This window comes from Paucibacter sp. Y2R2-4 (assembly GCF_025717535.1).
GTDB lineage: Bacteria > Pseudomonadota > Gammaproteobacteria > Burkholderiales > Burkholderiaceae_C > Paucibacter_A.
Genome location: NZ_JAJIRO010000003.1, coordinates 190,169 through 209,644, shown reverse-complemented (window position 1 = coordinate 209,644; position 19,476 = coordinate 190,169). Strand labels below are relative to the sequence as shown.

The window sequence follows — 19,476 nt, the reverse complement described above, 5'->3', positions numbered from 1 at the left end:
GCGCAGCCCTAGACTCAGGCTTGGCCGAATTCGTCGCCCAGTTCCCGGGCGCGCTGCTGCGCCGCCTTGACGGCGCGCTGTATGGCCGCCCCGACCCCATCGGCCTGCAAGCTGCTGAGCGCCGCATAGGTGGTGCCACCTTTGGAGGTGACGCGCTCGCGCAAGGTCGCCGGCGACTCTGTGGACTGCTGGGCCAAGGCGGCCGCGCCGGCGCAGGTGGCCAGGGCCAGCTGACGGCCTTGCTCAGCGCTCAAGCCCATCTCGACGGCGGCAGCTTCCATCGCTTCGATGAAATAGAAGAAGTAAGCCGGGCCGGAGCCGGACAAGGCGGTGACCGCATCCAGATCGGACTCCTGCGCCAACCACATCAGCTCGCCGGTGGGCGCCAAGACGCGCTCGACCAACTGTTTGTCTGCGGCGCTGACTTCGGGGCGGGCATAGAGCCCAGCCATGCCGCGCCCAATCAAGGCCGGGGTATTGGGCATTGCGCGCACGATGCGTGCCGCGCCGCACGCTTGCAGCAAGGCCTCGCTGCGAATGCCGGCCATCACCGACAAATGCAAGGCCTGGCCAACAAAGGGCGCAAATGAGGCAAGAGGCGCGGCGGCTTCTGCAAACATCTGCGGCTTGACGGCCCACATCAGCAAATCGGCCTGCGCCAACGAGGCATCGGCGCTCGCCAAGGCTTGCAAACCGAAGTCAGAAGCCAGCTTGTCGCGTTGCGGGGCGTAGGGCTCCACCACGATCAGCCGATCGCGAGGATGGCCACTCTCCAGCAAGCCGCCGATGATAGCGCTGGCCATATTGCCGCCGCCGATAAAGGCCAAAACGGGATGACTCATCTCAGTTCGAAGCCGCTGGGCTGCTGGCGGGTATCGCTGCAGGCTCGGCCGGATTGGTATGCACCACCACGCCGGGCGAGAGCGAGATATCGCTGGCCACCGCCACCTTGGTCACGTAGTGCCGCGTCTCACCAAAACAGGAGGTCGGCAGGCCCACTTTCTCCTCGTAGTGCAGCGTGACGCGTTTGCCCATCACCTCGGTCAGCTCGGCCGCCACGGCGTCATTCGCCACCGTGAACTGAAACTTCTCGACGGTCGAGCTGCCAGGAATCGACACCAAGGCCAGCTCGCCCTCCCAGGTCTTGCAGACCCAGCCCTTTCGGGAGAGTTTCTGAATCCAGCCGGCTCGTTCACCCGAGGAATAGCTCCAGTTCAACGCGACATAGAAGTAGCCGGTTAGCAATACGGCAAGCACCAGCAAGGCAAGGAAAACGCGTTTGAGGGTCATGGTGGGCGCAATGGATTCAGTCAGACGGCAGGAGAACGCGGCGTCAGCCTTTCAGCGCGCCTGGGCCAGTGGAGGCATGACGCCCTTCCCGCCCTTCGGGGGGCGATGTTACCGCCCCGGCGTTAAGACGCTTCCCAACACCAGATAGAAGCTGGTGGCCCCATCGGACGCACGGCCGGCGCCGAAATAGAGCGGGCCGACAAAGGTGTCCAGGCCAACATAGACCGCCATCGACTTGCGCCAGGCTTCCGAGTTGACCCACATCAGAGGGCCGGTCACGCGACCCAGTTCCAGCGACAAGCCGCCGTAAGCGCCCTCCAACAATTGGCCCTGAGACACCCGGCGGTAATACATCAGGCGGGCGAATTCCAAGCGCTGACCCAAGAGCTGACCCTGGGCATAGCCGGACTGCTGAAGGAAGCCGCCCCACTGAACCAGACTGTGTCCGGGCAAGTCATTGTTGCCCATGGGGCCGGCACCGACCAGCGCCAGATTGAGGGTGTTCTCGCCAAAGGTATAGGCCCCCGCCGCCGTGGCATCCCACTTGGTGTAGTCATCATCTGCACCCATGCTCTTCATCGATCGGAACAGGCTGGCACCTGCCAGCCAACCGGAACGTGGGAACAGCACGCTGTCCAAGCGATCCAACTGCAAACGCGCATTCAAGCCGCCCGTGGACACTTGAGCCGATCGGGGCACACCGATGCCGTCCCCGGTATTGAGACGGGCGCTGACGCGTCCCCGCTGCGCGCCCAAGCGGAACTCGCCGTATTGGTAGAAATGCCGGCCTAGATCCAGCCCGACTTGGCTCGACACCAGAGTGAAAATCGACTGGCGGGCATCGCCGGCGTAAACCGAGATGGTGCTGCGCCCCACATTCAGGCTGGGCGCGACAAACCAATCCTGACGCGCGTCCAGGGGCTGATAGAACTCGCTGTTCAGGCTGTGGTTGTAGCCAAAGCGCAGATCGGTGCGCCACTCGGCACCGAGGGAGTTGATCCAGGTGCGGCGGTAGGACGCAAACAAACTGGCCTGCGACTCGCTGCCAAAGTCGCTGCTCATGCCCAGGCCGAAACGCAGATAGTTCGGGCCCCAGCTCTTTTCGAGAGCTTCGATGGCCAAAATGCGCTTGTTCTTCTCGGTCAGGACACGGTAGTTGACATGCTCGAAGTCACCGCTGCCGTAGAGCCGGCGCATATCGTCGTCCAGCACTTCCTGCTTGATCGGCGCATTCGCCGTCGTCACCATCAGCGAGGCGGCTGCCTCGGGATTGACGCGCTTCAGATTGACGAAGCGCAGCTCATCCACCGGCCGCAAATCGGCCGAGACCGTGGCCTTTTGCCGCTGGCGCAAGGCTGCATACTCCTCCGGCGACACCGAGTAACGGCTCAGCTGCTGGGCCACCAACCGAGCCGCGATCTCGCCCTTGGGGGCAATCTGGCTCAAATGGTCGAAGTCAGCGGTGGAGAAGTCGCCGAGATCGGGCGAGATCAAGATATCTCCAGGCCTCAAAGAGGCCAAAGACGCTTGCACATTCTGCTCGGTCAGAATGTTCAGCATCTGGTTGGCCACGCCCAAGACGCCATTGAGTTGCTCGCGCTTGAGCAAGGGCGTACCGACATTGACGGCTATCACCACATCGGCCCCCATGGCCCGCGCTGCATCGACCGGCAGATTGCTGGTCAACATGCCGTCCACCAGGAGCAGGCCGCCGATCTCGGCCGGCGCCACCGCCCCGGGCACCGCCATGCTGGCGCGCATCACATTGGAGATATCGCCCTCGCTGAAAACCACCGCCTTGCCGCTGACCAAATCGGTGGCCACGGCGCGAAAAGGAATCGGGAGGTTGTCAAAGTCCCGGTAGCCACGCACCTTGGTCAGCTGGCGCAACACGCTTTCCAGCTGCACGCCCGACACAAAGCCCTTGGTCGCCACCGCTTCCTCGGCGCCCACGCCGATCTCGGGGCCGACGAAGTTATAGAAATCGTCTTGCTTGCGCCGCATGGTCAGCTCTTTGCGAGGCGCCTTTTCCTTGAAGAGCTTTTCCACCGTGATGCCGGCATTGACCGCATCCATCTCATCCACGCTCATGCCCGTGGCATAGGCGCCCCCGACCAGCGCGCCCATGCTGGTGCCGGTGATGCAGTCAATAGGCACCCGCAAGTCTTCCAAGACCCGCAAAACACCGGTATGCGCAGCACCCCGAGCCCCGCCGCCCGACAAAACCAGGCAAATCTTCGGTCGCTTGGGCTTGGGGGTCGGCGCTACCGCCTCAGCCGCCTGCGCCTCGGACGGCACCGGCTGCACGGCGGCCGCCCTTTTGCAGGCGGCCATGCTCAACAAAGCCGTGATCACCAGCAAGACCGCCGAGCTGCGACGGCTAGGAAAGTTCATGACTGAAGACATACAAGAACGAAGGCGCAAGCGTTGGGAAGGTGAGGCGAAGCTGGCACCTAGACCCTAGGGTTGTTTGACTGCAGGGCCACCCGCGCGGTTGCCATTGTTGCCGCTATTGGCAGCGTTCGATGTGCCGGCTTTCTTGGCCGTCTGATTGGCCGTCAGTTTGGCTGGCTTGTCCTGCCCGGCCACTGTCTGCAGCGTTGGCGCCCGGATGCGCGCTGAAAAGTCGCTGGCTTGATCAGCCGCCTTGGCACGCTCATTGATGTGCGAGCGCCGCTGTAGCGCGGCTAGATCCAAGCCGGCATCGGCGTCGAGCATGTCGAGCTCAAACAAATACTCGGGCACATGGCCACTGGCAATGATCTTCCAACTCAAAGGCAGTTGCGCCGGGTAGATGCGCGCATTGAGCCAGATATTGGTGGTGCAGTTGGTGAACAAGCTGTTGTAGAAGGCCGGTTTTTCTTTCAACTCATTCATATGCCGCAGGTACTCGAGGAACAAGCGACGGCCGCCTTCCAGGCTGCCCTTGAGGCGGTAGACATACACATCCTCCGGCGGGTCTTGCCGGTAATTGCTGCGCACGCGGATCAGGTCGCGCTCGTCACCCACGGCATAGAACAACTCATATTGCCGAAAGAAGCCCTTCAGCGTCGAGTAACCCTCACCCTTCTCGGTGCGGGTCTCGATGGAAATGGCCAGATGCTTGCCGTCTGAAAAGGCAAAGCTGAGAAACACATGGGCGATGTGCGGGCCCATCCAATACGAGGTGACCAGGTCCACCCCCTCGAACTTGTTCAGGTCATAGCGCCGCTCTTCCCAGGCCGGTGTGAAATCCAGCTCGCTGCGGTAATCAAAATTTCGCACCTCATGAACGGTGACGTTGTTGCCGTTGATGGTGGCGTACGGTGTGCGGGAGACCTCTTCACGCCAGTTGCGATCATTCGAGGGCTGTTGTTCAAAGAACAGCACAAGACTGAATACCAACATCGCCGCAAAAGCCGCCAGCGCCAAGCGCCGCCACAGCGTGCGCACCGTGGGCAGCAGGCCCAGCAGCGCCAGCAGCGTGCTGAGCCCCAAGGCCGCCAGGCAGGCATAGCGCTGCTGCGGACTCGCCGGCCCGGTCAAGGCCAAGGCCACCGCGCTCCAGGCGGCGCACAAAATCACCAGCAAGGCGAGCAGCAGTCGACCCAGACGCTCCACCACCGTCATGAGCGGCATCCGATCCAATTGAAAAAGCAGGCTGAATACATGCGGTGATCCTGTGGCGGGCCGACAGACATGACGCCCAAATCAAGCGGAGAAAAACGCGCCATCATAGTCGGCGAAGCACCGGAAAACCGGCCTGTCAACAGGCGCAAAGATTCACCTGAGTCGCTGCGCTGACGGGTCGACTTCTCCGCCTCAAAAAGTCTCAGGGACGAAGCGGAAGGGGTAGTCGGTCTCTTGGTAGTCGCCGCGCTTTTGGCGCTTGGGCAAGACTATTTTTTCGCGCGGCAAGATCTCGTAAGGAATGCTACGCAAGACATGCTGAATGATGTTGAGCCGGGCACGACGCTTGTCATCCGAGTGCACCGCAAACCAGGGTGCCCAGGGTGTGTCGCTGGCCTTGAACATCTCGTCGCGAGCGCGCGAATAGTCGTACCACCGGCTGTAGGACTTCAAGTCCATGGGCGAGAGCTTCCAGAGCTTGCGCCCGTCTTCAATGCGGTCGGTCAAGCGCCGAGTCTGCTCTTCGGGGCTGACCTCCAGCCAGTACTTCAGCAAGATCACGCCGGAGGCCACGATGGCTTTCTCAAACGCCGGTACGATGGCGAGAAAATCTTTGGATTGCTGCTCGGTACAAAAACCCATCACCCGCTCTACACCGGCGCGGTTGTACCAGCTGCGATCAAAGATCACCACCTCACCGGCGGCGGGCAGATGCTGGACATAGCGCTGCACATACATCTGGCTTTTCTCGCGCTCGGTCGGCGCAGGCAGCGCGACCACGCGGAACACGCGCGGGCTGACCCGCTCGGTCAAGGCCTTGATGGTGCCGCCTTTGCCGGCGCCGTCGCGGCCCTCAAACACGATGCAGACCTTCAAGCCATGGTGCTGCACCCATTCCTGCAGCGACACCAGCTCGATATGCATTTTCTCCAGCGCCTTGTCGTATTCGCGGGCTGAAAGCGAGGAGCGCGCCTCCTGAGTCGGCAAGCCAGCATCGACTTCACTCTGATGGATTGCCAAGCCCTGACTGCCCATCTGAGCGGATTTGGCGGGCTTGCGCTCCGCGCTTGTTTTCTTCAAGGCCACCATGCGGGCTCCTGCGTTGACGGTTTTAGATCAGGCGGGCTTCAAGCCTCGGGGGCACCGAGCCGGTCACCGAAACGCTCGCGCAGGCGATCCACCACCTGACTGACGATGGCCAGCGCCTGCTCTGGGCCCAGCACCTCGATCGCCTTGGCCTGGTCCGAGTAATGCATCATCAAAAGACCTCGCAGCTTGCCAAAAGAAGCCGGCTTCTCTTTGCCGCAGACCAGGATGTCACCATGCAAGACGCGCTCGATCACACCCGGCTGGATCAAGGGCACTTCACACATCATGGCCAAGGTGGCGATTTCTTTGTCGATCTCTTCGAAATGCAGGGCCCAGCGGCCGGTGCGGTAATTGGGTTCGTCAGACATCTCGACTCTCCTGGGCTAGAACTACAAGAAAACAAGCTCACCGGCCGTAAGGGCGTGCCTCGCCGACTTGGCTCCACTCTAACGCCTGCACGCGGCGCAAAAATGAAACGCTGGCGAATGGCATGTCCGAACTTCAGCACAAGCCAGGGCAGCTACAGCGGCACAGAATGCCGCACAGCACCTGGCACACACAGCAGCGTCGCATTTGAACGTTATGCTTGAAACCGCTTTGAAACTGTCAGCCCTCGTTGCCCAGCCTTGAACTCAAGACCCGACTGGCGGCAGCGCGCCCTCATCCATTCATCTGCTTCAATTTGCTCATGCACACAATGCCTGCCCCCGCCATGGAGCCCTTGAGCGGCTACCGCGAACTGCCTCGCGAGACCATGTTGGAACGCGCCCGCGCCAATTACCAAAGCCTCTTGCGCCGACGCACGGTGCGTGACTTTGACAGCCGCCCGGTGGATCGCGCCGTCATCGAACAATGCTTGCTGGCGGCCGGCACCGCGCCGTCTGGCGCCAACCAGCAGCCCTGGCATTTTGTGGTCATCACCGATGCCGAGCGCAAAACCCAGATCCGCGCGGCGGCCGAGGAAGAAGAGCGCAATTTTTACAACGGCCGCGCACCCGAAGAATGGCTGCGCGCCTTGGCTCCGCTGGGCACCGACCAGCACAAGCCCTTTCTTGAAGAGGCGCCGCTGCTGATCGCCATCTTTGCGCAGAAGTACGGCATCGATGCGCAAGGCGAGCGCTACAGCCATTACTACGTGCCCGAGTCGGTGGGCATTGCCACCGGTTTCTTGATCAGTGCGCTGCACGATGCCGGCCTCGCCACCTTGACGCACACGCCCAGCCCGATGGGCTTTTTGAGCAAACTGTGTGGCCGGCCCGATTCCGAGAAGCCGGCGATCCTGCTGGTGGTGGGCTACCCCAAGGACGGCTGTCAAGTACCGGTGCACGGCGGCATCAAGAAACCGCTGGCGGAGATCAGCAGCTGGTTGGAATAGAGACTTTAGACCGAGCGACTTAGCGGAGTATTCAAAGGCCGCCAGCGAAAAGCCAGCTCGGGCGTGGACAATGATGGCAATATTGCCATGACAGTGTTCATCCCCTTCCCCGACCTGCACCTGCCCACGCTGCTGATCGTCTACCAATTGGTGGCGACGCTGATGATGGTGATCGCCGCCGGCAGCGCCTGGCAAGCGCGCGGACGCTATGGGCTTTGGTACTGGACTGGTGCCTTCGCCGCGATCGCGCTGACGCAGCTGATTCGCAATCTCTGCATGGCCTTTGGCACGCCGACGGCGCTGCAAACCATCGGCCATATCGGAGGTGTGTTGTCCAGCGGCCTGGTGGTCTTGGGCTTGCGCGCCTTTTTGGGACTACCGCTGCGCTCGGCGCCGGTGCTGACTCTGGTCGCATTGGCAAGCGTGGCTTCGATGGCCACGGCCTTCATGGCTTTGCCGGCCTGGACTTCGCTATCACTGACGCTCTTGGTCAGCGCGTTCTTGCGGCTTTGGGCCTTGCCTGCCTTGCTGCGCGCCTGGCGCCGCGACGGCGGCTTCCCACTGCTCTTGATGCTGCTGGATATGGCGCTTTGGGCGACCGCCTACTTCTTGCGCGGCAGTACCTCCACCCCTTGGTTCGCGGGTTCGGTCGACATGGCCCGCGTCGTCAACGCCCAGTGGCTGCTGCTCTTTATTGCCTTGTTGATCGTGCAGGGCTTGTCTGTGCTCTTGTTGATCAACAGCGAGTTGCAGCGCAGCTTGTGGGCTTTGATCGAAATCGACCCCTTGACCGGTCTGCTGAACCGGCGCGGTTTGAAGAGCCGACTTGGCCGCTTGCGGCAGCGCCACAGCGGCGAGCCGGACGGCGCGGGGCTGGTGGTCGCCATGATCGACTTCGACCACTTCAAATCCATCAATGACCGCTTTGGCCATGCGGCTGGCGACGCCGTGCTGCGCGGCCTGGGCAAGCTGCTGCTGAGCCATGTGCGGCCCAATGATCTGGCCGTGCGCATGGGGGGCGAAGAATTCGCGGTGGTGTGGCAAGAGGTCGATGCGGAGCTGGCCATGGGCTTGGCGGAACGGCTGCGCAAGAGCGTGGCGGAAATCAGTTTTGATACCCCGGTCGGCCCCATCCAAGCCACCGTCAGCATTGGTGTGGCCATGCCGCGCACCGAAAGCGAGGCCCTGGAAGAGCTGCTGGGCCGCGCCGATTCGGCCCTCTACAAGGCCAAACGCGAAGGCCGCAACCGGGTCGAACAGGCTTTTTGAGCGCAGCCCCCGCAGGCCGTTATGCTTGCGTGCAGGGACTCCTCAAAAGAAGCCATGTACACGCTCCAACAAAGGCTGGTTTTGGCGACCGCTTTGGTCTTCAGCGTCGCCTCCCTGGTGATTTTGCTGGCCACGCGCTGGATCGTGGCGGATGCCATGGCGCAAGAAACCCAGCGGGCCGCGGAGCGCAGCGCTTCTTTGCTGTCGGCCGCCATGGCGCCCTTGCTGGCCGAGTCGGACCTTGGGGCGATTGATGAGCTGAGCCACGCGCTGGTGCAGCGCGGCGACTTCAGTTATTTACGCATCAGCGACAGTCAGGGCGTGCAAATTGCCAGCGCCGGCGCGCCTGAGAGCCAAGAGTCACAGCGCTTCGAGCGCGCCCTGCGCCTGGGCCATCGCAGCTATGGGCAAGCGCTGTTTGGCATCACTCGCATCGGCGAGCGCCAAGCGGCCCAACAAGTGTTTTGGCAATTGCTGGCGGTCTGCTTGGGCACCTTGGTGCTGGCGGCGGGGCTACAGGTCTATCTGTCACGTTTGCTGACCGCGCGCCTGGGCGATCTGCGCCAAGGTGCCGAGCGGATGGCTGCCGGCGAAGCTCATGTGCAAATCAAGACGCAAGGGCGCGATGAGTTGGCGGGTTTGGCGCGCGCCTTCAACCAGATGTCCTCCACCTTGTCGGAACGCTTTGAAGCGCTGCGCATCGCCGAGCGCTCCTTGCAGGATGCCAACGAAGCCTTGGAGCAAAGAGTGGCCCTGCGTACCGTGCATCTGGAAGATGCGCTCAAAGCTCTGCGCCTCACCCAGGCCGAGTTGGTCGAAGCCCAGAAGCTGGCATCGCTGGGCGCCTTGGTGGCGGGCATCTCGCATGAGCTGAACACCCCGATTGGCAATGCGGTCACCACCGCCTCCAGCTTGCAGGTCCTCTTGCACAAGACCAACGGCATGGTGCAAGCCCAGCAGGTGTCACGTCGTGCGCTGACCGAGGCGCTGGACCAAGGCGAGCAAATGGCCAGCCTGGTGCTGCGCGCCTCGCAAAGAGCGGCCGAGTTGGTCAGCAGTTTCAAGCGCGTGGCGGTGGACGACAGCTCCGAGCTGCGCCGCCACTTTGAACTGCAAAGCGTGCTGCAAGACCTGCTCTTGAGCTATGGCCCCACACTCAAGCGCAAGCCTTGGCATATCGAGCTGGACGTGCCCGAAGGCATCACGATGGACAGCTACCCCGGCCCCTTGGATCAGGTGATTGGCAACCTGATTCAAAACGCCGAGCGTCACGCCTTCAGCGGCCGTGAAGCTGGACTGCTGCGCATCAGCGCCAGCACTGTGGGAGAACAAGTTGAATTGCGAATTGAAGACGATGGTTGGGGCATGAGCCCCGAGACCGCCCAGCACATCTTTGAGCCCTTTTTCACCACCAAGCTGGGGCAAGGCGGTTCGGGCCTGGGCTTGTCCATCGTGCGCAATTTGATCTGTGGCCTGCTAGGCGGCCAGATTGCGGTACAAAGTGTCGAAGGCCAGGGCACTTGTTTCATCATCAAGCTGCCACGGGTCGCCCCCGAAAGAATCGAGAACAGCCGCCCCGCCGAACTGGACGCCTTGGCTCCCAGAAAACGCGGCAACGCAGAGCAGGAAGTCAATGATGGATGAGAGCGAGGTCTTGCGACGCCGGCGCTGCCTGGCATGGCTGGGCGGCTTGGCCGCGACATGGGCCTCGCCCCCTATCGCGGCGCAATTGGCGGCACAACATACGAATGGTAGCCCGCTGATCTTTGGCATGGTGCCCTATCTGCCGGTGCAGCAGCTGGCTCGTTTGTACGAGCCCATCGTCGGCTTGTTCGAAAAGACCATGGCCCGCCCCTGCCGGCTGAGCTCGGCCACCGACTTCAGCCAGTTCATCGAGCGCGCCCGGGCGGGCGACTTTGACCTGGTCGGCGCCTCGCCCCATGTCGCGCGCATCCTGCATCGGGAAGAACATTTCATCCCCATGGTGCGGGCTACAGCGCCGCTGGAACCGCTCATCCTGGTGCCGCAAGCCAGCCCTATCCATCAGCTGAAAGGCCTGGCGCAGCAATCCTTGCTGGTGGCCGACCCCTTCGCGGTGCATGTCTTGATCGCCCTGCGCCATCTGCGCGACCAAGGCCTGGTGCCCGGGCGCGACGTCAAGCTGCTGGTGGCGGGAACCCAGCGCAATGGGGTGCAGCGCATGCTGAAAGGCGACGCCGCTGCCGCCGTCGGCTCAGCGTCCACCCTGGCCCTGCTGCCCGCCGAGCTGAGCAGCCGCTTCCGCGTGCTTGCCGCGGCACCCAAGGGGCTGACGCCCATGGCTTATTTGGCGCATCCACGTTTGCGCGCCCAGGTCGACAAGCTGAGTCAAAACCTGCTGGCGTTTTCGAGCAGCAAAGAGGGTCAGGTCTTGCTCAAAGAAACACAGCACGAAGGCCTGAGCCCACTGACCGCCGCCGAGATGGTCAGTGTCGATCCCTTGGTGGTCGAGTACTACAAGCAGCGCAGCGCCAACTGAGTGTGAAAGCCCGGGGCTATCATCGCGCCCCATGAGCCCCCCCGACCGGAATGCCCAGACCCCACTCGAGAAAGGCAGTCTGCTGATCTTGCTGGTGGCCGTGACCGCGGCCCTGATCTGGATCTTGCTGCCTTTTTACGGTGCGATTCTCTGGAGCGTGGTGATCGCGCTGCTGTTCGCGCCCTTGCAGCGCCGGCTGCGCCAGCGCTTGCGCATCGGGGCCACGTCGGCCGCTTTGATGACGCTGCTGCTGGTGCTCCTGATCGGCATCTTGCCGGTGGCCCTGATCTCCACCGCCTTGGTCAATGAAGTCGCCGGCCTGTATCTGCGCCTGCAGTCGGGCGAGCTCAATCCCTTGCCCTATCTGCGCGGCCTGTTTGACGCCTTGCCCAGCGGCGTACTGGCCTTGCTGAAGAATATCGGCCTGGGCGATCTGCATGCATTGCAAGTACAACTCAGCAGCGGCTTGGCCAAGACCAGCCAATTTCTGGCCGGCCAGGTCTACAGCTGGGGGCAAAACACCTTCGGCTTCGCCACCAGCGTGGCCATCACGCTGTATCTGTCCTTCTTTTTGATTCGCGACGGCCAACAAATCGTCGCCCAACTCAGCCGCGCCATCCCCTTGGCCGTCGCCCACAAGGCCGAGCTCTATGACAAATTCGCCACGGTGATCCGCGCCACCGTCAAAGGCAATCTGCTGGTGGCGGCCATCCAAGGCCTGCTGGGCGGCTTGGCATTTTGGTTTTTTGATGTGCGCGGCGCGCTGCTCTGGGGCGTCTTGATGGCCTTTTTGTCCATCTTGCCGGCGGTCGGGGCTAGCTTGGTGTGGGCGCCGGTGGCGCTGTACTTCTTATTTACCGGTGCCATCTGGGAAGGCCTGAGCCTCAGCGCCTTTGGTGTGCTGGTGATCGGCATGATCGACAACCTACTTCGCCCCATTCTGGTCGGCAAAGACACTCGGATGCCCGACTACGTGATCATGATCACCACCCTCGGCGGCATGGCGGTCTTTGGGCTCAATGGCTTCGTCATCGGCCCGGTGATTGCCGCCATGGGTGCGGCGCTGTGGCATCTGTTCACACAGACGCGCACCTCGTCGGACTGAACTAGCGCGCCGGCTGCCCCGGCCCTTGCGTACCTTCCGAGCGTGCGCTCAGGTAAGCGTACAGGTCGACGATATGCGCGTTCACCACCGGGTCGCTTTGCCAGGCCGGCATCTGCGCTTGGCCGGGCAAGCGCGGGCTCAGGCCTGCCGCACTGCCGGCGCTGGGTGTGGCCGACCAGTCGTAGCGCTTCAGCACCAAATTGGCAAAGCGCTCGGAACCCATCTCCCGAACGCGTGGCAAAAGATCCGGGGCCTTGACCGTGCCGGTCGCGGCGGCGCCATGGCAGGCGGCGCAGTTCTCTTGAAACACGCGCCAGCCGACCGCTACGGAACCGGGCAGCTTGGCGGCCTCGGCAATCTCTTTGGCACCTTGCTTGTTTTGGATCTCGATCGCACAGCCCGCCAATGAACAGGCCAGCAGCGCCAGCGCTATCGATTTGCCAAGCCCAAAGGTCCGAATTTGATCTGCTTGCATTTGCTTGTCCTCCACTGTGCTTGGGGTCCATTCGATTGTGGCGCCCCGTCCTTGTGCGCCCTTGATCAAGATCATGCCCAAGCGCCGAGACTCAATCGTCACCGCTGCCCAGCTTGACCCCATTGCGGCCTTGGTTCTTGACCGCATACATGGCCCGATCGGCGCGGATCAAGGCGGTTTCGGCGCTGCCATCGGTCCAGCGCATGGGGCTTACGCCGATGCTGACCGTGACCGGGATGACGGCGCTGCGGTATTGGGCCGGGTTTTGTTCGACGCGCAGCCGCAGCCGCTCGGCCAGAGCAAAGGCATCTTCGCTGCTGGTGTCGGGCAGCAACAAGGCAAACTCTTCGCCGCCGATGCGGGCCACCACGTCCAGGGGCCGAGTTCCCAGGCGCATCAGCAAAGTCACATGGCGCAGCACCGCATCGCCGGCGGCATGACCCAGGCTGTCGTTGACTTGCTTGAAGTGATCAAGATCCAAGGTCACCACGCAGCTCGAAATCTCGGTCTTGCGCTGAATGCGGCTGTACTCGGCCTGCAGCCGCTCCATGAACTGGCGCCGATTGGCCGCGCCCGTCAAATGGTCGGTGCTGGCTTGGCGGCGTAACTCCTGACGTGTACGGACCAGCTCGGTGATGTCTTCAAAGCTGGCATGAACCTCGGTCAACTCAGACTGTTTGAACAGCGGCGTGGCATGCGCCTGCAACCAGACCAGAGCACCGTCGGGCGTATGCACCCCCATCACCACCTGGCGCACCGGCAGACCCAGGCGCAAAGCCTCCATGGCCGGATGCTGCTCGGGCGGGAAGTCGCTGCCGTCCTCTCGCATGGCGTGCCAGCCAGGATCGAAAGGCGTCTTGCCCAGCAACTGCGCAACCTCCAGGCCCAAGATTCGGCCGGCCGCCGGATTGGCCGCGGTGATGCGTCCGCTGCGGTCGTGATAGACCACGCCCAGGGGCACGGTCTCAAAAAAGGTTCGGAAGGTTTCTTCGCTGACCTTGAGCGCCGCTTGCGCTTGGCGACGCGCGCTGACATCGGAAAGCACGCCGGTCCAGACCTGGGCGCCGCTGTCGGGGTCACGCTTGGCACTGGCCTTCGCATGCACCCACTTCAGCACGCCAGCCGGGGTGCGGATCTGCATCTCGCATTCCCAATCCTGACCTTGCTTCAGGGCGCGGCGCAAGGAGGCCTTGCAGGCCTCACGTTCAGCGGCCAAGACACAACGCCACAGCGCTCGGCCATCCCCCAACACCTGCTCGGGCTTGAGCCCGATCAGTTCTTCAATACCTGGGCTGACATATACAAAGCGCGGGCGGCTCGCTTCGGCATTTTGGGCACTTTCGGCATTTTGCGCACTTTGAGTACTGTGGGTACTTGAATGGCTGAGCCTCCCGCTGCCGGCTTGAAAACGAAACAAGGCGCCCGGCAGTGAAGCCGCCAGATCACGCCATTCCGCTTCGCGCTGGCGCAGCACTTCTTGCGCCAGTTTCAGTTCGGTGACGTTGTCATGCGCCACCACCACGCGCATCGGGTCGGCCCCGCGCACGCGCGAGACCCGTGCCAGATACCAAGCAGGCCCAGCGCTCGAGGGGCAAGCGTATTCCAGCTGAAAGCTGTCCAGACGGCCCGCCAACACCTCTTTCAGGCGGGTGACGAAGTCCTGCGCTTCGGTCCACGGCAGCACCGTGGCCGCGGGATCCTGGGCCCGAGCCTGCTCGCACGCCTGCAGATAGTTGCTGCCCTCGCAGCAGCGCTGGATATCAGCCCCTTGCTGGCTCGCGAACTCCCGCCACGCCTGGTTGACTTTGATGATGAAACCCTGTTCATCCAACACGCAGACATGGGCCGACAAAGCATCCATCACCGACAAAATCATGCGGCGGGAGGACTCCTTGGTCTGCTCCATCTCGCTGCGCGCGGTGATGTCCAAGACATAGACCAGCCGGTGGTTTTGCCCCTCCGGCCCGCGCACCGCCACCGATTCCGACAGCACCTGCAGGCGGCGGCCGTCACGTCGAATCACCTCCCATTCGCCATTGAGCTCACCCCCCTCACGCAGGAACTGTTGGTGCCGCTTGAAGACTGCGTCCCGCTGTTCGGGCGGAAAGACGGTCAAAAAGCTCTGGCCCAATAGCTCGGATTCGGTATAGCCGTACAAGGCGCAGTAGGCCGGATTGACGGACAGGTACAGGCCGCTCGCGTCGATGACGGCCACACCGATCAACGCATGGCGGACCAAAGCCTCCAGCCAAGCACCGCCGTTTTGAAGTACATCGCGGCTGGACGCTTGCTGCTGCATGCGCGGGTCTGGAATCGGCATCGCCTCCCCCTTCGAATCGAGCCCCCAGCTGGCTGTGGCCATGCATCAGTCAACCATCACGCGAGCAGCCGGGCTGAGCCCGCAATTTACCCTCAGGCCGTGCCGCTGTGTACAGAAGCTGACAAATCTGCACAAAAGAAAATCGCGGACAAAAAAAGGGAGCGCCAAGCGCCCCCTTTTGATGCAATGCCCGGCCCTGCATCGCAGGGCCTAACAACAAAGCTCAGTGCAGACCGGCCAACAAAGCCGCGTTGCCGCCCGCCGCCGCCGTGTTGATGGTCAGCGTCTGTTCGGCACTGAAGCGGTATTGCTGACGCACATCGAACAATTCGCTGGCGGTGATCAAGGGGCGGATGGCGCCATCGTCCGCGGCCAGCTGGCGCAGCAAGGCGCGCTCGGCCGCCACATCGGCGGCAGCCAAGCAGACACCGGCCACACGCTCGTCGTCCAACAAGGCGTTCAGAGTCTGAGCTGAAGCCGGCAGCAAGATCAGCACTTCGGTCGGCAAGCCTGCGGCACGCAAGCGGCTTTGCAAGGCTTCGGCCTGGGCAGCGCCGGCGCCATCCAAGAGCAGGGCCACGCTATTGCCGGCCACCAAGGCGGCAGCCAGCGCCAGCGTCAGCGCCTCGGGTGCCGCGCCTGCGGCTTGCAGCACCAGCACACCGCGCCCATGCAGACGCAGGGCATTGCTTTCGCCAGTGGGGCCAGGCAATTGCTGTTCGTCCAAGAGACGCTCGGCCTGGCTCAGGCGCTGCTGCGCAGCCCCTTCGAACACTTGTCCCAACAGCGCAGCGCGTTCGCTCAAGGGCTTGTCGCTCCAGACCTCATAACCCGCCGCCAGCGCCGCGATCGCCGCCGGCACAGAGACATCCACCGATGTCAGCGGCGCAGCTGCGGGCGCTGCGATGCTCTTGGGCGCAGCGGCCAGCGCGCAGAAGCGGTACAGATAGTTTGGTCCGCCCGCCTTCGGGCCAGTGCCCGACATGCCTTCGCCACCAAAAGGCTGCACACCGACCACCGCGCCGATGATGTTGCGGTTGATATAGACGTTACCGATGCGGGCCTTGTCGGCCAGGCGCAGGGCGCGGCTGTCGATGCGGGTCTGAATGCCCAGGGTCAGGCCGTAACCGAGCGCGTTGATCTGTTCGATCACCGCATCGGCATCGCCGCCCCAGCGCACCACATGCAAGACCGGGCCAAAAATTTCCTGGTGCAGCGCGCCGATGCTGGGCAACTCGAAGGCCACCGGACGGATCAGGCGCGGCAACTGGTCATGCACCGGGGCTTCGGCGATCAGCTTGGCTTCGCGCTTCAGGCGCTCGACGTTCTTGGCCACGTTTTCATAGGCCTCGTCGTCGATCACCGGGCCCACATCGGTGGCCAGATCGGCCGGTTGGCCGACCCACAGCTCTTGCAGCGCGCCGCTGAGCATTTCGATCACGCCATCGGCAATGCTTTCATGCACGCACAGCAAACGCAGCGCCGAGCAACGCTGGCCAGCCGAGCGGAAGGCCGACTGCACCACCGCGTCAATCACCTGCTCGGGCAGCGCGGTCGAATCGACCAGCATCGCATTCAGGCCGCCGGTTTCGGCGATCAAAGGCACGACCTGACCCTCTTTTGCGGCCAAGGTGCGGTTGATGATCTGGGCCACGATGGTGGAGCCAGTGAAGCAAACGCCGGCAGTGCGCTCATCGGCCACCAAGCCGGCACCGACGGTCTCGCCCGCGCCGTGCAACAGTTGCAAAGCGTCATGCGGCACACCGGCGGCGTACATCAACTCCACAAACTTCAGCGCCACAAACGGTGTTTGCTCGGCGGGCTTGGCCGCCACGGTATTGCCCGCCACCAGCGCCGCCACCACTTGGCCGGCGAAGATGGCCAGCGGGAAGTTCCAGGGGCTGATACAGACAAACACGCCACGGCCTTGCATGCGGACCGCGTCGCTTTCGGCCTGATCGGCGTAGTAGCGCAGGAAGTCGACCGCTTCGCGCACCTCGGCCACGCAGTCACCCTGGGTCTTGAAGGCTTCCTTCACCAGCAGGGCGCAGAACTCGGCCAGGCGGGCGTCCAGCGCATCGGCGGCACGACGCAGGATGGCGGCGCGCTCTTGCACCGGTGTGCCGTTCCAGCCCGCAAAGCCGGCTTGCAGGCCGGCCATGGTCGAGGCCACATAGCCCGGCGTGGCCTCGGCCACCGGCAGGACCTGCACTTCCGCCAGGGCGCGCAACAGCGGCTGGCGCTGGGCCATATCGGTCAAGTCAGCGCCGGTGGAGTTGAGGCGGCCATGGCCCAAACGGTCCAGGTACAAGGCCTTAGGCAGCGGCAAAGCGCCATGCGTTTGAATCTGAGCCAACGGCGAGCCCAGCAGCTCGTGGACTTGCACATTCACATCGGCCAGCTGGTGCACAAAGGACGAGTTGGCGCCGTTCTCCAGCAGGCGACGCACCAGATAGGCCAAAAGGTCGCGGTGCTCGCCGACCGGGGCGTAGACGCGACAAGGGATCGTGCCGTCGCGCAGCACCTCGCGGTAGACGCCTTCGCCCATGCCATGCAGACGCTGCATCTCAAACTTGGCGCCGGCCTTGCGGGCCATCAGCACGATGGCGGCAATGGTGCCGGCGTTGTGGCTGGCGAACTGCGGATAGATCACATCGGCATGGCCGATCAGGGCCTGGGCGCAGGCCAGGTAAGACACATCGGTGTGCTGCTTGTGGGTGAAGACCGGGTAAGCGGCCAGACCCTGCTCTTGGGCGCGCTTGATTTCACCGTCCCAATAAGCGCCCTTGACCAGGCGCACCATGAAGCGCAGGCCATGTTTTTTGGCGATGGCAGCGACCTCATGAATGACGTTCAAAGCACGCGTCTGGTAGGCCTGCACCGCCAGACCGAAACCGCGCCACTGCGGGTAATGCGTGGCGATACGGGCGGCCAGCGCGTCCAACACGTCCAGCGACATTTCCAGACGATCGACTTCTTCGGCGTCGATGGTCAAGTTGATATTGGCCTGGGCGGCCAGGGTGATCAGCTCCCAGACGCGCGGCAGCAGCTCGGCGAAGACCCGCTCGCGCTGCAAGACTTCATAGCGCGAGAACAAGGCGCTCAGCTTGATGGAGATGCCATCGGCACTCTCGGGCGCATCGGCACGGGCACCGCTGGCGATGGCCTTGATGGCGCCGATGTAAGCCGCGTGATAGCGGCGCGCATCGGCCTCGGTGCGGGCGCCCTCGCCCAACATGTCATAGCTGAAGCTCAGCTGCGGCTGGGCCTTGCGGGCGCTGGCGGCCTCGCCCATGGCTTCTTGGATATTGCGGCCCAGCACGAACTGGCGGCCCAGCAACTGGATGGCGCGCACGGTGGCGGCCACCACGGTCTGCGAACCCAGGCGGGTCATCAAGCCGCCCTGGCCTTCGGCATCCGGCAGGAATTTCTTCGACAAAGAGATGGCCGAGGCCGACAAGCTGGCCAGCATCTTGTGCGGGCCCTCGGAAGCGCCAGCAAAGTCGGCACGGCCGAGTTGGTCGGCCGTCAGGGCGATGGCGGTGGGCGCATCCGGCACCCGCAAGAGCGCTTCGGCCAGGCGCATCAGGGCCAAGCCCTCGGCGCTGCTGATCGGATATTCGCGCAGCAAGGACTCCATGGCCCAAAAGGGCGCCGGGTTGGCGCGCACCTGCTGCACCCAGGGGCCGGCCAGACTCAGCACGGCCGACCAATCCAAGCGCTCGGCCATGGTTTGGGCCAGCGCATGGACCACCGCGATCTCCTCGCGATACGGGTCGGGCAAGCGGGCGGCTTCGGGTGGCAGAGCGAAAGCGGTCATGGAATTCCCCTTGATGGGCGGTTTCTAGCGAAGATCCGAACTATAAAAATGATCCAGATGGATTAAATTCAGATGATTCCCAATTTGACAGTTGAAAATCCAGCATGAACGACGAATCGACCACCCTGGACAAGATTGATATGCGCATCTTGCGGGTGCTGCAAAGTGACGGGCGCATCTCCAATCTAAAGCTCGCCGAGGCCGTGCACCTCTCCCCCACGGCGGTGCTGGAACGCGTCAAACGCCTGACCCGCGAAAACTACATCCTCGGCTACGAGGCAAGGCTGAACCCGGAAAAGCTCGGTGCGGCCATGTTGGTCTTCATCGAGATCTTGCTGGATCGCACGGTACAAGACGTGATGGACAACTTCAAGGCTGCCGTGCAAGCCCGGCCCGAAATCCTCGAATGCCATCTGGTCGCCGGCGGCTTTGACTACCTCTTGAAGACTCGGGTGTCCGATATGAGCGCTTACCGGGAGTTCATCGGCAGCGTGATCTGGACCCTGCCGGGCGTGCGCGAAACCCGCACCTACGCGGTGATGGAGGAAGTCAAAAACACCACAGCGCTGCCGTTCTGAACGGGCGCTCCCCCCCGTTTTGGGGGAG

Annotated in this window: 14 protein-coding genes and 1 pseudogene; 6 read left to right on the top strand and 9 right to left on the bottom strand. The window is 63.0% G+C overall.

Annotated features, from left to right (window positions below):
- Positions 1-14: 14 nt before the first annotated feature.
- The 6 genes from proC to LNV06_RS12110 form a co-directional block, all read right to left on the bottom strand.
- Positions 15-842 carry a pyrroline-5-carboxylate reductase gene (proC, locus tag LNV06_RS12135; protein WP_263538551.1) on the bottom strand — a complete coding sequence of 276 codons (828 nt, stop codon included), beginning with the start codon at positions 840-842 and terminating at the stop codon, positions 15-17.
- A gap of 1 nt (position 843) precedes the next feature.
- Complete coding sequence (locus tag LNV06_RS12130) at positions 844-1,290, bottom strand: hypothetical protein (RefSeq protein WP_263538550.1); 447 nt, start codon at positions 1,288-1,290, stop codon at positions 844-846.
- Between the two features lie 108 nt (positions 1,291-1,398).
- On the bottom strand, positions 1,399-3,684 hold the full coding sequence (locus LNV06_RS12125) for a patatin-like phospholipase family protein (protein ID WP_263538549.1): 2,286 nt from the start codon (positions 3,682-3,684) through the stop codon (positions 1,399-1,401).
- 66 nt (positions 3,685-3,750) lie between these two features.
- The gene (locus tag LNV06_RS12120; RefSeq protein WP_263538548.1) at positions 3,751-4,908 is read right to left on the bottom strand and encodes an Lnb N-terminal periplasmic domain-containing protein; all 1,158 of its coding nucleotides are present in this window, start codon (positions 4,906-4,908) and stop codon (positions 3,751-3,753) included.
- Positions 4,909-5,091: 183 nt separating this feature from the next.
- Positions 5,092-5,985 carry a polyphosphate kinase 2 gene (ppk2, locus tag LNV06_RS12115; RefSeq protein ID WP_263538547.1) on the bottom strand — a complete coding sequence of 298 codons (894 nt, stop codon included), beginning with the start codon at positions 5,983-5,985 and terminating at the stop codon, positions 5,092-5,094.
- A 41-nt stretch (positions 5,986-6,026) separates the two neighbouring features.
- On the bottom strand, positions 6,027-6,356 hold the full coding sequence (locus tag LNV06_RS12110; protein ID WP_263538546.1) for a hypothetical protein: 330 nt from the start codon (positions 6,354-6,356) through the stop codon (positions 6,027-6,029).
- A 320-nt stretch (positions 6,357-6,676) separates the two neighbouring features.
- On the opposite strand from LNV06_RS12110, the gene LNV06_RS12105 reads away from it, so the two are divergent.
- The 5 genes from LNV06_RS12105 (at position 6,677) to LNV06_RS12085 (ending at position 12,255) form a co-directional block, all read left to right on the top strand.
- Positions 6,677-7,363, top strand: a complete 687-nt coding sequence (locus LNV06_RS12105; RefSeq protein ID WP_263538545.1) for a nitroreductase family protein — start codon at positions 6,677-6,679, stop codon at positions 7,361-7,363.
- 87 nt (positions 7,364-7,450) lie between these two features.
- Positions 7,451-8,632: a GGDEF domain-containing protein gene (locus LNV06_RS12100; RefSeq protein WP_263538544.1), complete on the top strand. Its 1,182-nt coding sequence runs from the start codon at positions 7,451-7,453 to the stop codon at positions 8,630-8,632.
- A 54-nt stretch (positions 8,633-8,686) separates the two neighbouring features.
- Positions 8,687-10,276, top strand: coding sequence for a sensor histidine kinase (locus tag LNV06_RS12095; protein ID WP_263538543.1), 1,590 nt, complete (start codon positions 8,687-8,689; stop codon positions 10,274-10,276).
- Complete coding sequence (locus LNV06_RS12090) at positions 10,269-11,150, top strand: phosphate/phosphite/phosphonate ABC transporter substrate-binding protein (RefSeq protein WP_263538542.1); 882 nt, start codon at positions 10,269-10,271, stop codon at positions 11,148-11,150. The genes LNV06_RS12095 and LNV06_RS12090 overlap by 8 nt, the downstream gene beginning before the upstream one ends.
- A 31-nt stretch (positions 11,151-11,181) precedes the next feature.
- Complete coding sequence (locus tag LNV06_RS12085) at positions 11,182-12,255, top strand: AI-2E family transporter (RefSeq protein WP_263538541.1); 1,074 nt, start codon at positions 11,182-11,184, stop codon at positions 12,253-12,255.
- A gap of 1 nt (position 12,256) precedes the next feature.
- Here the strand turns inward: LNV06_RS12085 and LNV06_RS12080 are convergent, their stop codons facing one another.
- The 3 genes and pseudogenes from LNV06_RS12080 to LNV06_RS12070 form a co-directional block, all read right to left on the bottom strand.
- Complete coding sequence (locus LNV06_RS12080) at positions 12,257-12,730, bottom strand: c-type cytochrome (RefSeq protein WP_263538540.1); 474 nt, start codon at positions 12,728-12,730, stop codon at positions 12,257-12,259.
- A gap of 91 nt (positions 12,731-12,821) precedes the next feature.
- On the bottom strand, positions 12,822-15,050 hold the full coding sequence (locus LNV06_RS12075; RefSeq protein ID WP_263538539.1) for a sensor domain-containing diguanylate cyclase: 2,229 nt from the start codon (positions 15,048-15,050) through the stop codon (positions 12,822-12,824).
- An 898-nt stretch (positions 15,051-15,948) separates the two neighbouring features.
- Positions 15,949-18,870 (bottom strand): annotated as a pseudogene (locus tag LNV06_RS12070) (L-glutamate gamma-semialdehyde dehydrogenase); the annotation flags it as partial.
- A gap of 104 nt (positions 18,871-18,974) precedes the next feature.
- Between LNV06_RS12070 and LNV06_RS12065 the strand changes: the two are divergent.
- Complete coding sequence (locus LNV06_RS12065) at positions 18,975-19,448, top strand: Lrp/AsnC ligand binding domain-containing protein (protein ID WP_263538537.1); 474 nt, start codon at positions 18,975-18,977, stop codon at positions 19,446-19,448.
- Positions 19,449-19,476: the final 28 nt, after the last annotated feature.